The 15,390-nt window shown below is 42.6% G+C and carries 17 protein-coding genes; 12 read left to right on the forward strand and 5 right to left on the reverse strand.

Going from position 1 to position 15,390, the window contains the following annotated elements; translation table 11 throughout:
• Nucleotides 1-318 (reverse strand): helix-turn-helix domain-containing protein, encoded by a 318-nt coding sequence (locus PHEP_RS15520; RefSeq protein ID WP_015808926.1) that lies wholly within the window; start codon nucleotides 316-318, stop codon nucleotides 1-3.
• A gap of 245 nt (nucleotides 319-563) precedes the next feature.
• On the opposite strand from PHEP_RS15520, the gene PHEP_RS15525 reads away from it, so the two are divergent.
• Both PHEP_RS15525 and PHEP_RS15530 read left to right on the forward strand, forming a co-directional pair.
• Entirely contained in the window at nucleotides 564-905 is a 342-nt protein-coding gene (locus tag PHEP_RS15525) for an ArsR/SmtB family transcription factor (protein WP_015808927.1), read from the forward strand.
• Nucleotides 889-1,380, forward strand: a complete 492-nt coding sequence (locus PHEP_RS15530; RefSeq protein ID WP_202901251.1) for an SRPBCC family protein — start codon at nucleotides 889-891, stop codon at nucleotides 1,378-1,380. The genes PHEP_RS15525 and PHEP_RS15530 overlap by 17 nt, the downstream gene beginning before the upstream one ends.
• A gap of 114 nt (nucleotides 1,381-1,494) precedes the next feature.
• Here PHEP_RS15530 and PHEP_RS15535 read toward each other — a convergent pair whose 3' ends face one another.
• Together PHEP_RS15535 and PHEP_RS15540 are read right to left on the reverse strand one after the other, a co-directional pair.
• On the reverse strand, nucleotides 1,495-2,229 hold the full coding sequence (locus PHEP_RS15535; protein WP_015808929.1) for a LytR/AlgR family response regulator transcription factor: 735 nt from the start codon (nucleotides 2,227-2,229) through the stop codon (nucleotides 1,495-1,497).
• Nucleotides 2,201-3,295, reverse strand: coding sequence for a sensor histidine kinase (locus PHEP_RS15540; protein WP_015808930.1), 1,095 nt, complete (start codon nucleotides 3,293-3,295; stop codon nucleotides 2,201-2,203). Before PHEP_RS15540 ends, PHEP_RS15535 begins: the two co-directional genes overlap by 29 nt.
• Before the next feature lie 184 nt (nucleotides 3,296-3,479).
• Here PHEP_RS15540 and PHEP_RS15545 point away from each other — a divergent pair, with 184 nt between their 5' ends.
• The 4 genes from PHEP_RS15545 to PHEP_RS15560 are packed head-to-tail and all read left to right on the forward strand — an operon-like array spanning nucleotide 3,480 to nucleotide 8,040.
• A complete protein-coding gene (locus PHEP_RS15545; RefSeq protein ID WP_015808931.1) occupies nucleotides 3,480-4,814 on the forward strand; it encodes a TolC family protein in 1,335 nt (444 codons plus the stop codon).
• Nucleotides 4,815-4,816: 2 nt separating this feature from the next.
• A complete protein-coding gene (locus PHEP_RS15550) occupies nucleotides 4,817-6,067 on the forward strand; it encodes an efflux RND transporter periplasmic adaptor subunit (protein WP_015808932.1) in 1,251 nt (416 codons plus the stop codon).
• Nucleotides 6,064-6,810, forward strand: a complete 747-nt coding sequence (locus PHEP_RS15555) for an ABC transporter ATP-binding protein (RefSeq protein ID WP_015808933.1) — start codon at nucleotides 6,064-6,066, stop codon at nucleotides 6,808-6,810. The genes PHEP_RS15550 and PHEP_RS15555 overlap by 4 nt, the downstream gene beginning before the upstream one ends.
• 9 nt (nucleotides 6,811-6,819) lie before the next feature.
• Complete coding sequence (locus PHEP_RS15560) at nucleotides 6,820-8,040, forward strand: ABC transporter permease (protein ID WP_015808934.1); 1,221 nt, start codon at nucleotides 6,820-6,822, stop codon at nucleotides 8,038-8,040.
• Between the two features lie 5 nt (nucleotides 8,041-8,045).
• Here the strand turns inward: PHEP_RS15560 and PHEP_RS15565 are convergent, their stop codons facing one another.
• On the reverse strand, nucleotides 8,046-8,825 hold the full coding sequence (locus PHEP_RS15565) for a DUF6515 family protein (protein ID WP_036674186.1): 780 nt from the start codon (nucleotides 8,823-8,825) through the stop codon (nucleotides 8,046-8,048).
• A 138-nt stretch (nucleotides 8,826-8,963) separates the two neighbouring features.
• On the opposite strand from PHEP_RS15565, the gene PHEP_RS15570 reads away from it, so the two are divergent.
• From PHEP_RS15570 to PHEP_RS15595, 6 genes are all read left to right on the forward strand, one after another.
• The gene (locus tag PHEP_RS15570) at nucleotides 8,964-9,740 is read left to right on the forward strand and encodes an SDR family NAD(P)-dependent oxidoreductase (protein WP_015808936.1); all 777 of its coding nucleotides are present in this window, start codon (nucleotides 8,964-8,966) and stop codon (nucleotides 9,738-9,740) included.
• A 258-nt stretch (nucleotides 9,741-9,998) separates the two neighbouring features.
• Entirely contained in the window at nucleotides 9,999-10,805 is an 807-nt protein-coding gene (locus PHEP_RS15575) for a phytanoyl-CoA dioxygenase family protein (protein WP_015808937.1), read from the forward strand.
• Between the two features lie 328 nt (nucleotides 10,806-11,133).
• Entirely contained in the window at nucleotides 11,134-12,357 is a 1,224-nt protein-coding gene (locus PHEP_RS15580) for a sterol desaturase family protein (RefSeq protein ID WP_015808938.1), read from the forward strand.
• A 20-nt stretch (nucleotides 12,358-12,377) separates the two neighbouring features.
• Nucleotides 12,378-13,037, forward strand: coding sequence for an HAD family hydrolase (locus tag PHEP_RS15585; protein WP_015808939.1), 660 nt, complete (start codon nucleotides 12,378-12,380; stop codon nucleotides 13,035-13,037).
• Between the two features lie 15 nt (nucleotides 13,038-13,052).
• The gene (locus PHEP_RS15590) at nucleotides 13,053-13,316 is read left to right on the forward strand and encodes a hypothetical protein (protein ID WP_015808940.1); all 264 of its coding nucleotides are present in this window, start codon (nucleotides 13,053-13,055) and stop codon (nucleotides 13,314-13,316) included.
• A complete protein-coding gene (locus PHEP_RS15595) occupies nucleotides 13,313-14,398 on the forward strand; it encodes an acyltransferase family protein (protein ID WP_015808941.1) in 1,086 nt (361 codons plus the stop codon). The genes PHEP_RS15590 and PHEP_RS15595 overlap by 4 nt, the downstream gene beginning before the upstream one ends.
• Here the strand turns inward: PHEP_RS15595 and PHEP_RS15600 are convergent.
• Nucleotides 14,395-15,327, reverse strand: a complete 933-nt coding sequence (locus PHEP_RS15600) for an NADP-dependent oxidoreductase (protein WP_015808942.1) — start codon at nucleotides 15,325-15,327, stop codon at nucleotides 14,395-14,397. The two genes, PHEP_RS15595 and PHEP_RS15600, sit on opposite strands and share 4 nt — an antisense overlap.
• Between the last annotated feature and the right edge of the window lie 63 nt (nucleotides 15,328-15,390).

A 15,390-nucleotide genomic window follows, 5' to 3' on the forward strand; every position in this document is an offset into this window, starting at 1 on the left:
TTATCGGGCTTCATACATTCCGATGAGCTTTGCCTGTAAGTTCATCATCTCTTTTTCAACATACTGTAGTTTTTCCTTTAACTTTTTATTTTCCTCTTTCAGCAGGTCGTCCCCATTATGGCCCGGCAAAAGTGTGCAGGGCTCTACCCCCAATACATCAGCTACCTGTATTAATCTGGTAATGTTGATGTCGGTAATTTCACATTCAATTTTACTATACGCAGGAACAGAAATATCTAACATACCTGCCATGTCTTTTTGTGCCCACTTTTTCTGGCGCCTGAGCATTTTTATCTTTTTACCAGTGCTATCATTCATTTCTTGGCGTATTATCTTTAGAGTTGGTTCGGTTTTCCCCGAAGATAATTATGTGAACTCAAGAAGCCGCTGTTCAATTTATTCATTTATACCCAATTTACCTCATCCATTTAATCCCATTTGATAGGGTATTGTTATCCTTTCAGCAGAAGATCGTAAAAATTCCAGCCAGTATATTTTATTTTCAAAAAAATTTGCGCAACCAAATAATTGCATTTATATTTGCAACCAAATAGTTGCATATAATGATTACAAGAAGAGACGTATTTCAGGCCATAGCCGATCCCATACGCAGGGATATCATCCTGAAAATTGCTGCAGAACCCTTAAACCTCAATGCCGTTGCCGAGAGCTTCGATATCAGCAGGCAGGCCATATCGAAGCATATACAAATCCTGACCGAATGCGGCCTGATAGAGATTACCCAAAAAGGAAGGGAGCGCTACTGCCAGGTAAAAATGGACAAACTGGATGAGGTGAGCGACTGGGTAGTAAAATCCAAAAAACTATGGGTAAACCGTTTCGAAAAACTGGACAATTACCTCAAAGAAATTCAAACCAAAGACAAAAATGATGGAACAATCTAAAAAAGAACTTTTCATTACGCATCTTTTTGATGCGCCCAGGGAAGTTGTATTCAGGGCCTGGACCGATCCTGAACAGCTAAAGCACTGGTATGCCCCGGACGGCTGTACCATAGAGTTTAAAACCATTGATGTACGGGAAACAGGTAGTTTCCATTCCTGCATCCACGATCCGGTTCATGGCCCCTGCTGGATTAAAGGTATTTACAAGGAGGTCATATTTCCTGAAAAACTGGTTTTTTCGATGATCCTCAGCAATGAAAAAGCTGAAGATGTACGCGCTATAGCAGCAGGAAAACCGGAAGAATGGCCTGAAGAAATATTAACTACCGTAACTTTTACCAGTATTGGCCAGCAGACCAAGCTTGCCATACACCAGACTGTAGATGAAGCGGAAGCTAAAAAGACCGGTGCTTACCAAAGCTGGATCAAAATGTTCAATAAACTGGCCGCACTTATTGATGTAAAAACTGATTAAAAAACAAAAACCGGGGCATCCATTAGGAACACCCCGGTTTTTGCTAAGCGTTGGCCTCTGAATATTTCTTAAAATTATCAAGGATAGCCTGCCATCCCCCCTACTGCATTATTTTTACAACCACTTACTCAAATACCCATTAAAAGCTTCCTTATACTGATCGCCAATACTGATGCTCAGCTCCCCAATGCTTACTGCATTTTTAGTTACCGATGTTATTTTTTCCAGTTGTACAATGTACGAGCGGTGCACACGCATAAATGTTTTCGGAGAAAGCTTTTGTTCCAGCGCCTTTAAACTGGTTAATGTTAAAACAGGTTTATCGGTATGCTCCAGGTATACTTTTACATAGTCTTTTAAGCCCTCAATATAAATAATGTCTTTTATGGCAACCCTTACCAGCTGATATTCAACTTTTAAAAATAAATATCCTTCCTGTTCTGCAGTACTTCCTGTCAGGGCAGCAGCCTGCTGCATTTCGGCATATGCCCTTGCCTTATCAGCTGCCTTTAAAAATTCTTCATAATCAAAGGGTTTCAACAGGTAATCCAATGCATCCACTTTATAGCCCTCAAGCGCATAATTGTTAAATGCAGTGGTAAATATTAACCTGGGCCTCCTGTTTCCAGATCTGCCATCAAGCATTCTGGCCAGCTGCAGACCAGTCAGATCAGGCATCTGGATATCCAGAAAGATGAGGTCTATGTCTTGTTCATTTAATGTTTCCAGTGCTTTTATACCACTCGAAAAACTTCCCTTTAATTTCAGGAAAGGTGTTTGTTCTATAAAACTACAGATCAAACCCAGCGCCAGTGGCTCATCATCTACTGCTATGCAATTCAGTATCATCAAGAACAAGGTTTAAGTGAACAATAAATTCAGCTGGTCCAGCGGTTTCATAAGCCGAAAAATTATGTCTGCCCGGGTATAACAATTCAAGTCTTCTTTTGGTGTTGCTCAGCCCTATTCCGCCATAGCCATCAGCAGTTTCTGCATAATTGTTAAATACGCGGTTCTTTATGGTCATGCTCAGCTCATTCCCCTTTAATTCAATAACAATAGCTATCACCGATGGTTCTGTAGTACTAACCCCATATTTAAACGCATTTTCTATATAGGGCAAAAACAGCATTGGGGCAATCGGGGGATCATACTTTAATACGGGCTCTTCAAAAACCACAGTAGTCAGCCCATTTAAGCGCAGTTTCATCAGTTCTATATAATCTACAATAAAAGAAATTTCCTTACTGATTGGGGTACTCCCCGTTTGGGTCTCATAAAGCAGGTAACGCATCATTCTTGAAAGTTTATGCAGTGCCTTACGCGACTTTTCAATATCAACATGGGTCAGGGCATAAATATTGTTCAGCGTATTGAAAAAGAAATGGGGATTGATCTGCGCCTTTAAAAAGGAAAGTTCGGAGGCTATCTTTTCCTTTTCCAATGCTTCCCGGCCCTGTTGATCGGCCTGCCATTTCCTGATCAGGGTTACACTGGTACTGATCCCGACCATAAACAAGGTCATCATCAGCAGGAAAACATCAATCCTGCCCGAGCGTTTCGGAGGCCTTTGAATACCAATTTCACTAAAAGCCCGATCCATCAGCCCGGGTAAATTCAAGGCATTGTCGACCATTTTTATCAGCGGCCCGGCCAGCACTGCGATAACAAGAATAACAAGGACATAAATAAGGATCTTGTTTTTCAGGAGCAACCGGGGCACAAACAACTGGCTGTTCATATAAAATACGATGATCAGCATGAGCAATACGCAGCTTTGTTTGACCCAGAACTCAAAGGGGACATGGATGTTCCAGGATAAAGGCTGATGAAAAAGGAGCACAAAAGCAAATAAAAGCCATGAAAACAGATGGAGTAAGACGGCTATATAGGAACGGTTTGTTACTGCAAACATTTACTTAAAATTAATGTTTTGTTAGATGTGTACAAGGTAACTAACCTTATGAGACAACTGCAAATCTTTCCGTCGATACTTAAGCGCTCCCGGTCGGTATATTTCCAATACTGGTCTATCTCATTTTTTTTAGCCGCCAAATTGCTGTTGATTTGATCAGTCAATCTAGATTTTATATACAGATATGTCAAGAATAGCCATGAAAATTCTGCTGCTTTTATGCTTTAGCGGATTTAGTCTGCCAGGCTTCAGCCAGGATACTGCATCAAAAGTTTTGCCGCCGGTCTGGGACCTTGCAGCATGTTTGCAATATGCTAAAGAGAACAACATTCAGATCAGGAGCCTGCAGCTGGACAAACAAAGTGCAGAACAGGATCAGCTGCTGGCCAAATCGGCCTTACTGCCGGACCTGTATGGCTCGGCTTCGCAGAACTTTAACCATTATAACCAGGCTACAGCTACCAATGGAAATGCGCTCAATTACTCCGGATCAGTAGGTTTAAATTCTTCATGGACACTCTATAGAGGTGGCTACCTTAAAACTGACATCAAACAAAAGGACTTATCTGTCCAGGCTGCCAATTTTAACATACTGCAGCAGGAAAACGACATTACTTTACAGATTACCCAGGCTTACCTGAACATTCTGGTAGATAAGGAAAGTATTATCTATAACCAGGACCTTGTAAAAACTTCCGAAGCCCAGCTTGACCAGGCCCAGCGCCAGTTTAAAGCAGGTTCGGTAGCACGTAAAGTTGTTGCACAGTTTGAGGCCCAGCTGGCGGGCGACAGGTATAACCTGAATGCAGCTGAAAATGCTGAGCGAAAAGATAAAATAACACTTAAACAATTGCTGCAACTTCCTGATTCAAAACGTTTCGACATTGTGAAACCCGATACCATACTTTCTGTAGAAAATATAACAGATCTAAACACAGTTCAGCAATATGCCCTTCAAAACCGCCCGGAAGTAAAAAATGCCGAATTGGGTGTACAGATCTCCGACCTGGGGCTCAGCAAGGCCAGAGCAGGTTATCTGCCTTCATTAACACTCGGTGCGGGTATCGGCAGCAGTTATGCCAGAGATCCGAATTACAATGTATTCAGGCAATTTGACAATAATTTTAACCAGCAGGTCGGCTTCACTTTATCGGTCCCGATTTTTACCAACCGGCAGAACAAGACCAATGTGGCCAAAGCGAAAATTGACATTGCCCAGGCAAAGCTGACTTTGGAAAACACAAAAACTACGCTGGCATTAAATACTGAAAGCGCCTATATCAATGCGCAGAATTCACAAAGCCAATACTTATCTGCTGCCGAACAGCTAAAATATAATCAGGAAGTATTCCGCATTGCCAATCAGGAATTAAAAATTGGTGCTGCAAATATTGTTGAGTTCTATCAGCAAAGAAACCTGTATGTACAGGCTATGCAATCTTATATACAGGCCAAATACAATGCGGCACTGGCTGCAAAAATCTATGAATTTTACCTCGGAACACCTATAAAATTGTAACCATGAAGTCTAGAAAAACCATTTTAATTATCGCATCAGTTATCGTTGTACTCGGACTGATATGGTATTTCTTTTTAAGGACAAAAGAACAACCGGTTGTACTTAGTCAGGAAAAGCCGACTATAGGGCCAATTTCTTCGAGTGTAACGGCTACCGGAACCGTGCAGCCCGTGGACACGGTTATTGTAGGTACCCAGGTTTCCGGAACCATTTCGGCACTGTATGCCGACTTCAATTCTACAGTTAAAAAAGGACAGTTGCTGGCCCAGCTTGACAAAACATTGATCCAGACAACGGTTGACCAGGCCAGGGCCAGTGTGGCACAGGCACAAAGTAACCAGGCTTACCAGCAGGCAAATTTTAACAGGCAAAAACAACTGTTTGAAACGGGTTCGATCAGCCGGGCAGACTACGACCAGGCATTAAATAACCTTCAGGTAGCTACTGCAAGCGTAAACAATGCCAGGGCCCAGTTAAGATCTGCCGAAAGGAACCTTTCTTTTACACAAATCTACTCGCCTATAGATGGCGTGGTACTGGGCAGGAGTGTAAGTATTGGTCAAACTGTGGCAGCAAGTTTTAATACGCCAACCATTTTCTCCATTGCTAAAGACATCACTAAAATGCAGGTACAGGCAAAAGTAGATGAGGCCGATATAGGGAACGTAGCCAAAGGACAACGTGCTACCTTTACCGTTGATGCTTTTATTGATGATACCTTTAACGGGACAGTGAAAGACATCCGTTTACAACCTTCTATATCCTCAAACGTAGTGACCTATGCTACCTTAATTGATGCACCAAATGACAACAAGAAATTAAAACCAGGGATGACGGCAAACATCATCATTTATACAAAAGAAGTGAATGATGCCTTACTGATCTCGGCCCAGGCCCTAAAGTTCAGGCCGGATTCGGCTTCATTGAAAAATTATGAGATTATTCCGCTCCCCCACAAAAAAAGAGGCGATAAAACGGGAAGCAACAAGCCCAGGAGAGATAAAACGGCAGGAAAAGCAAATGGAGAAACAGTCATGACCGAACCTTCATATGTATGGGTATTGGATGGACAGAAGCTTATCCAGAAAAAGATAAAAACAGGTTTAAACGACAATACCCATGTAGAAGTACTGGAGGGGCTTACACAAAATGATATTGTAATTAACGGAATGGAGGGGGGTGTAACCGCAGCGCCGGCCGCAGCAGCCACCAGTCCTTTTATGCCGCAAAGAAGAGGAGGAAGCAGACGATGAGTGGCAAGATCCTGGAAATACACGATGTAAAACGCGAGTTTATTATGGGGACTGAAACCGTCAGGGCTTTAAAAGGAGTTTCTTTTGATGTGGATTCGGGTGAGTTTTTAACCATCATGGGCAGCAGCGGATCGGGCAAAACCACTTTATTAAATATGCTGGGTTGCCTGGACAAGCCAACAGAAGGCACTTACCTGCTGGATGGGGTAAATGTGAAGGAACTGAGCAGAGATGAACTGGCCAAATTAAGGAACCATAAGATTGGGTTTGTGTTTCAGGCCTATAACTTACTGCCCCGCACCTCGGCCCTTGAAAATGTGGAACTTCCGCTGTTGTATAATCCTGAAATTGGGAATAAAGAGCGCAAAGAAAGGGCAATTGCTGCATTACAGGCTGTGAAACTGGATGGTAGGTTTGACCATATGCCCAACCAGCTGTCGGGCGGGCAACAACAGCGTGTGGCCATTGCCAGGGCCCTGGTCAATGAACCAGTGATGATTCTTGCAGATGAGGCCACAGGTAACCTGGATACCCGTACATCCTACGAGATCATGTCACTGATGCAGGAACTGAACCAGAATGGCAAGACCATTGTATTTGTTACCCATGAGCCAGATATTGCTGCTTTCAGCAGCAGGACCGTAATGCTAAAGGACGGCAGGGTACAAAAAGATTCCATCAATAACAACACCAGACTGGCAAAGGATGCACTTGCAGCTCTCCCTCAAACAGACGATTATTAAATTAAAGCCATGAAGTTCATCAACCTTATCAGATTAGCCATTAAAGCACTGCAACGCAATAAACTACGTGCATTACTCACCATGCTGGGAATTATTATAGGGGTAGCTTCGGTAATTACCATGATGTCTATCGGAGAGGGTTCCAAACAGAGCATTAATGCTTCCCTGGCAAGTATGGGCTCTAATATGATTACCATTATGCCTTACAGCAATGTACCAGGTGGCGCACGTATGATGGGCAACAGTTTTAAAACACTGACCCTTAAAGATGTAGAGGCATTGAAAAAGAATGCTGTTAATATTGCAGAAATTTCTCCGCTGGTCTCTTCAAGCGGACAATCGATAAGTGGCCCCAACAACTGGCCAACAAGCATCCAGGGTGTAAGCCCCGCATACCTTGACATCAGAAAACTTGTAGTGAAAGACGGTATAATATTTTCCGACCAGGACATCAGGTCTTCGGCTAAAGTATGCCTGCTTGGCAAAACAGTGATCGACAATCTGTTTCCCAATGGGGATGACCCGATCGGAAAGATCATCAGATTTGGCAAAATCCCTTTCCAGGTCATCGGCACCCTAGTACCAAAGGGCACCAGTAATTTCGGTCAGGATCAGGACGACATCATCATAGCCCCTTATACCACTGTACAGAAGAGGATTACTTCCTCTATTTACTTCAATCAGATTTACGCATCAGCCACCAGCGAAGCTGCCTCTGATGCCGCTGTAGCAGAAATAACCAGCATTTTAAAAGACACACATAGAATCAGGCCCGGTGAAGAAAATGATTTTCAGGTAAGGACACAGGCTGAACTGATGACCATGATGAACTCGACCAGCAGCATGATGACTGCCCTGTTAACCGCAGTTGCCAGTATTTCGCTGGTAATTGGCGGAATCGGTATCATGAACATCATGTATGTTTCTGTAACCGAAAGGACACGCGAAATTGGGTTGAGGATGTCGATCGGGGCCAGGGGCATTGATATTTTACTGCAATTTTTAATTGAAGCCATAGTAATCAGTGTTACAGGTGGCCTGATCGGGGTGCTGCTTGGCATTTCTGCTGCCATAGCTGTTCCCGCCTGGTTGAACTGGCCAACTGTAATTTCTGAATTTTCTATTGTGATCTCCTTCCTGGTCTGTGCTTTAACAGGTATATTTTTTGGTTATTACCCCGCACTTAAAGCATCCAAACTGGATCCGATTGAAGCGCTCAGGTATGAATAGATCGTTTAGTTCCCCAGGCCAATTACCTTATAGCTCACTTTCCCATCGGTAACAATTTTCTCGTAGTATACCCCATCTTCAGAAACGTAGTACTGTTCCCCTTTAATAAATACCTCGCGGTACCCATCAGGTAGCTGGTCTACTATGTCCCCAACCTGCGGACCGCTATTGCTGTCGGCTGCAATGTTATCGGTATTCAGCACCCCATCTTTTCCGGCAACCACATACACGGTTTTACCATTGGCATCCTGTACAGCATTGTAGTAAACGCCTTTATACTCATAAAAGGTTTGTCCGTTGATCACTACTTCTTTAGCATCTGAAGGAATGCTTGGCACCTGGGCACCTACCGGTGGCACTACTACTTTATAATTGTTGTCGTATTGCCTGTAAAACAAGCCCCCGGAATAATAAAACTGGTCTGCGCCAAAATAAAACGGATAATAACCATAAGGCAGAACATTGATGCTCAAACCCAGATATGGCCTGTAAAAGTTATAGTATCCATAATATGGCCTGCGGTAAGGCCTGAAGCCGGGTCGATATCCCGGACGCACAACCACTGGCGGCCGGCCAATATGTCCGTGTGAAGGAGTTGATGGTCTGGACGGCGTGCCCACACTTGGCCTGGGCGGCCTGGAACCAGTACTACCTCCTGCTGAAGGTCGGCCACCCCCACTCTGACCTCTTGAAGGCCTTTGGGCCAGCGCCTCATTCACCGTAAATGCGCTGATCAATACCATGCATCCGGCAATTATTGACAATTTAAAATTTGAAGTTTTCATTAGTACCAGGATTATTTTTCTACCATAACACTAAGACAACTGGCCAATGAAAAGGATTATTCAATTTCCTAAAACACATTAAAGCTTACAAATTGATGATAATTTATTGTTATTTTACCCGCCCTAAAAGGTTTTGATATGGAACAGTATGCCTTAATCACAGGTGCAAGTAAAGGTATTGGTAAATCCATGGCTATTGAGCTGGCCAGGTCCGGATATCAGCTCTTGTTGATCGCACGTTCCGAAACCGAACTGCGTATGCTCTCCAAATTGTTAAAAGAACAATTTCAGGTTAAAGTAAGTTATCTGGCTACCGACCTTTCTTTAACAGATTCAACCCAACTGGTGGCAGCCTGGTGCGCGCAGCAAACTGACCGGTTGTCGATACTGATCAACAATGCAGGCTTTGGTTTATGGGGCGATTTCGGGAACCTGGAACTCCATGAACAAATGGCTATGCTGAAATTAAATATCGATGCTGTCATTAGCCTGACTTATCATTTACTTCCCGTATTAAAACAACAGCAGCAAAGTTATATTTTAAATATTTCAAGTACTGCAGCCTATCAGGCGGTACCTACCCTGGCTTTATATGCCGCCAGCAAATCATTTGTCCTTTCGTATAGCCGGGCATTAAGGTATGAGCTTAAAAAAACAACAGTTTCGGTAAGTTGTCTTTGTCCGGGCCCTACCGACACCGGTTTTGCTAACCGCGCGGGCCTTGATGTCCTTGCAGATCTTGCCGAGAAATTTAACATGCAACCAGCAGTTGTAGCAAAGGCAGGATTAAAGGGAATGTTCAATAAGAAAGCTGAAATTATTCCCGGCTTCCTGAACAAACTGTCAGCTTATGGTGCCCAATATTTACCCAAGGCCCTTATTGAGCGGATTACAGCTGGTTTATACAAACGATAGAATTTATTTTCAAATAAATTTGTTTATAAAATTATTTTACTACTTTTGTAAAGTCTACTAAACAAGTAGACTTTATTTAAATGACTATAAACAACCCAATCCATACCGCATTTACCATGCGAATGTGTCTTCCAAAAGGCATAGGTTGTTGCTGTTGTTGTTAATCAGGATCTCATCTACTGATCAATTACCTTTAACATCTGCCTACCTCCGCAGATGAACTCATTTAAACATTTTTAATTTTAAAATTTCCAGATCATGGGCAATTCCTATATCAAATTTGCTTTGGGCAATACGATTACTACTGAACAAAAATATTTTTTCAATAAAAACGGTTTTATTCATTTCAAAAACTTTATCGAACCGGAAACTGTAAACGACATCATCAACGCCTCTTTAAAAGTACAAAAACAATGGCTTGAAGAACAGCGTGAGAAAGTAAATGGCATACCTATAAAATACGGTAAAGACCTGGACGGCTCGCCAATTGTACAGCGCTTTGCTTTTGTTAACCAACACCACCAGTTGTTTGCAGAACTGGCAAAAGACCCCCGTTTTGAGGTATTGCTGGACCTTATTGGTCCCGGCGCCAGGTTAGGTACCGAAGAAAAGGACGGAATGGTATTGAACCACTATGTAAACGGGCATGAAAGTAAATTTACACAGATGGGTTGGCATACAGATGGCCTGCGTGATATTTTTCATGGCCAGAAATTAAACCCGATGCTCAATGTTGGCATACACCTGAGCACACTAACACCAGAGCAGGGAGGTTTAAGGGTATTGCCTGGCACACATACACAGAGTTTATACCAGATGCTCTTCCGCAAAAAGTATTTTTTAGACAATAAGGCCGATGCAAATGAAATGGCAATTACACCCCAGGCGGGCGACCTGACCATACATGATGGCCGGCTCTGGCACCGTGTAGCACAATCGTCGGTTATTGGGGAAGAGAGCCGCAGAAGGGTGATCTATTTGCCAATTATTGCAGGTAAATATGAACCCAAGCACGAAAACAGCCCTACTGCCTTTTATCAGCGTTTTGCCGGATTAGTTAAATAAAGCTATGCTGATCGCACTAATTATAAGTTACCTGATCCGCTCGGGTAAGCTGGTTTTCCTGCAAAGAACTACACAACAGCTAAAGTTATTCGTAAAATTAAACACCAAAAGATTTTAAATAGCTGTTTAACAATAGGTTGAAATATAAACTACAAAAATAGTATACTTTATTTTTAAATACTACTAATTTAGTAGATTATATTTATATCTTAGCTAAAACTTTAGATCTTTTGGTATATATCTAAGTTTTGTTCATTAAGCCGGGCCGGATGGCCTGGCTTTAATTAACCATCTGTTGTTCAACACAGTGCATTACTGATAATTGTAAATGATGATCCAGCTTAACTATTTGGCTTTTGCCATTCCTGCTTTTTTTATTTTTCTTTTTTTAGAATATCAGCTTGCCATCAGGCTGAACAAGCTAAGTGTATTTAAGTATGAAGGTTCCATTTCCAATTTAAGTATTGGTATTGCCGAAAGGTTGCTCAATTTATTTATTTCTGCCAGTTTTTACAGCCTGTTTTACTGGGTATATAAAAACTATGCTTTATTTAACATTCCAAATACCTGGTGGGTATGGATATTGCTCATCCTTACCACCGATCTGGTCTGGTACTGGTATCACCGGCTGGGACATACCGTAAATTTTTTATGGGCCGCCCATATTGTACATCATCAAAGTGAAGAGTTTAACCTTACCGTATCTGCAAGGATTACTGTTTTTCAAGCCCTGATCAGAAATATTTTCTGGTGCTTCATCCCACTACTGGGTTTTCAGCCGGCAATGGTCATCAGCATCCTGATAGTCCATGGTGCCTATTCTTTTTTCACCCATACCCAATTGATCGGAAAACTACCTTGGTTGGAGCAAATATTGATTACCCCCTCATTGCATGGTGTCCATCATGCCAGCGATGAAAAATATTTAGACAAGAACTATGGCGATATTTTTGTATTCTGGGATAAATTGTTCGGAACTTTCCAGCAGGAAGAAGAGGCTCCCAGATATGGGCTTACACACCCAATAAAAAGCTATAGTTTTTTATGGCAGCATTTTCATTATTACCTGGAAATGGCCGAGGCCTGCAGGCGCGCTGTGGGTTTTAAAGCTAAAATGCGTATCCTGTTCGGCAGTCCGGCTGCAATGGACCAGGATATCCGTCCGGCGCTCGAAAAAAAGTACCTTCAGCATAAACCTGTTTCGGCATACCGCTTTAAATTCAAAACCTATTTAGATCTTCAGCTTACACTTTGTATCGCATTGCTCACTTTCATTACAGCAGCTTATGGCAATCTGGGTTCAGACGACAAATCATTTATCGTTTGTTTCATTTTACTTACCTTAATCAATTGCGGTGCATTAATGGAACAAAAAAAATGGATCTATTACCTGGAATGTATCAGGTTAATTGTGCTTTTGGCCTTTATTTTCTGGAAGCTGGATATTTTCGGACTGATTGTATTGCCGGCTGTTGCATTGATCGCCTTAGAAAGCACATTCAGGTTAAGCCATTTGTACCGCAGTTATGTGCTCAGGTATGAAAAGATATAAATTCATGCTACCTTTGCGGCATGAATAAAGAAGTTGCTGTCATTTTCGACATGGATGGTGTGATCTGCCATACCAATCCCTATCATTCCCTCGCTTTCCGTACATTTTTTTCAGGCCATAACCTTAACCCTACCGACGAGGAATTTGCACAGCATATGTACGGCAAAAGCAACAGCTACATTCTCAGTCATTTTTTTAAAAGACCTGTATCCGGAGATGAACTTTCGCAAATGGAACAGGAAAAAGAAGGCTTGTTCAGAAAAATTTATGAACCACATATAGAACCCATTGCAGGAATTGTAGCCTTCATAGCTGATTTAGCTCAGAATGGGGTAAAACTTGGTGTAGCAACCTCTGCCCCCTATGCCAATCTGGAGCTGATCCTTGGTAAGATCGACATCCGCGAACAGCTCGGCTCTATCCTGGCCAGCGAAGATGTTAAAAAACACAAACCCGATCCTGAAGTATACTTAAGTTCTGCCAAAAACCTGGGTGTTTTACCAGAAAACTGCCTCGTTTTTGAAGATTCCTTTTCCGGCGTTTCTGCCGCATTAAATGCGGGCATGAAAGTAGTTGGCGTACTCAGTTCACATTCCAAAGCAGAACTTCCCCCATGCAGCTTATACATCGAAGATTATACGGACCTGTCTTATGACAAGATCAGCAATCTGTTTAAATAGCTATACCTTTACGTTATGGAAAATGAAAACAGAAACCCTTATGTTCAATTTAACGGACAGATTTTGCAGGATTGGAAAGCCAATGGCGTAAGTTACATTAAACTTGTTGAACTGGATACAGACTTGCCCGTTAAGTTTTTTGAACTGATTCCCAATTCTGAAATTCCAGATGCCGGAGAAACCATCTACCATATTGATGCTGAAGACATCACCGAATTGCTTGAACCAATAAAAGGAGTAAAGTTTCTAGTGCATGAAATTTACCTGGAAGAAGAATGACCACAAAAGAACTAAACCCCGAAATTTTAAAAACCAAACAACATTTTGAGATCCTTGACGGATTAAGGGGTATAGCTGCCCTGGCCGTTGTGTTTTTCCATTTTATGGAAGTGGCTTATCTCCCTGAAAAGAACTTTATTGCACATGGTTTCCTGGCGGTCGACTTCTTTTTCTGCCTGTCGGGATTTGTGATTGCTTATGCCTATGACGACCGGATCGGAAAAATGGGAATCAAGGAATTTTTTAAGTCCAGGCTGATCAGGCTACACCCCCTGGTGATCTTCGGTTCGGTTTTAGGTTTACTGGCATTTCTGTTCGACCCTTTTGGCGGTAGCCCGGAACTCTATAGCACAGGAAAAATTTTCCTGATTTTTCTGTGTTCCATCCTGCTCATTCCCTACCCTGTAATTACCGAACGTTTTTTTAACCTGTTCGGCTTAAATGCCCCTGCCTGGTCCTTATTCTGGGAGTACATAGCCAATATTGTTTATGCCTTCATTCTTTGCAGGCTCAGCCGCCGCTATCTGCTGATACTCACCATACTTGCTGCAGTAATGCTTTGTTTTGTGAGCCATCGTGCCGGTGGTTCTTTAATGGGCGGATGGGCAGGCGAAAATTTCTGGGATGGGGGTGCAAGAATTTCCTATTCCTTTTTAGCGGGAATGCTCGTCTATCGCTCCAATTGGATCATTAAATCAAAACTGGGTTTTGCAGGCCTTTCGGTACTGTTGTTGCTCGCTTTTCTCCTGCCATTTAACCAATGGAACTGGTTAACTGAACCCATGGTGGTAATACTTTATTTCCCTTTACTGGTTGCCCTGGGTGCAGGTGCAAACCTTAAAGCAAGCCTTAAAAAATTGTGTGCATTCTTCGGAAAAATATCTTATCCGCTGTACATGACACATTATGCAGCCATATGGATGTTCTTCAACTACTACACCAGTCACAAACCCGGAACACCACAATTAACACTCGTTATTGCAGCGGGGATGATTCTTTTGCTTGGATTTGCCTATCTGGTGATGGTAGTTTATGATATTCCTGTCAGGAAATATTTAACGAGTAAAAGGAAACCAGCTTAAGCAATCCGGACCACTAATTTTCCGCGCACGCCATGGGCCTCTATCTCCTGGTGGGCCTGGACGATACTTTCCATTGGCCAAACTTTTTCAACCGATACTTTTAATTGGCCGGCTGCCAGCAAGTCCGAGATTTCCTGTAATTGTTCCTTTTTAGGCTCCATCATAAACCATATTAACGATACCCCACGCTCCTGTGCATACTGAATGGCCTTAGGATCGTCTTTTGTAGATGAGGGCAAACAGACAACTGTTCCGCCGGGCTTAACACACTGAATGGACCGGTACAAAATTTCGCCACCCATGGTATCTAATACTGCATCAAGATCTTTCACAACCTCTTCAAACCGCTCATTTTTATAATCAATTGCCTGATCTGCACCAAGACTTTTTATAAAACCGATATTCCTGCCTGAAGCTGTCCCGCTAACAACAGCACCCGCTATCCTGGCCAACTGTACAGCCAGATGGCCAACGCCACCGGCTGCAGACTGGACTAAAACATGCTGTCCGGACCTGATTTTAAGGTGCTCATGAATGGCCTGATAGGCCGTAAGTGCGGCCAAAGAAACTGCCGCAGCTTCTTCAAAAGTAATATTTTCCGGTTTTTTTACAATGAGGTCAGGGCTGGCAGCCACATACTCAGCATAAGTTTGAGCTGCGCAGCCAAAAACAGCGTCCCCTACCTTAAATCCCTGCACATTTTTACCGGTCAGCTCAATTACCCCACTTACATCCTTACCTAAAACTGCTGGCAGCTGAAGTGTTTTAGCAGATCTGTGTGCTCCGGATCTGATCTTTGTATCCACAGGATTAATCCCTGCAGCTTTTACCCTGATCAATACCTGATCGTCGCTGATCTGAGGTTTCTCTATTTCGGAAATCTCCAGTTTATCCGCAGCTCCAAACTCTTTTATAACAATTGCTTTCATAAATCTTCCTGTCTAATTTTTCCCTATGGCAAAATACTAAAAACTGCGGGCTTATTTCACCCG

This window comes from Pedobacter heparinus DSM 2366 (genome assembly GCF_000023825.1).
Taxonomy (GTDB): Bacteria; Bacteroidota; Bacteroidia; order Sphingobacteriales; family Sphingobacteriaceae; genus Pedobacter; species Pedobacter heparinus.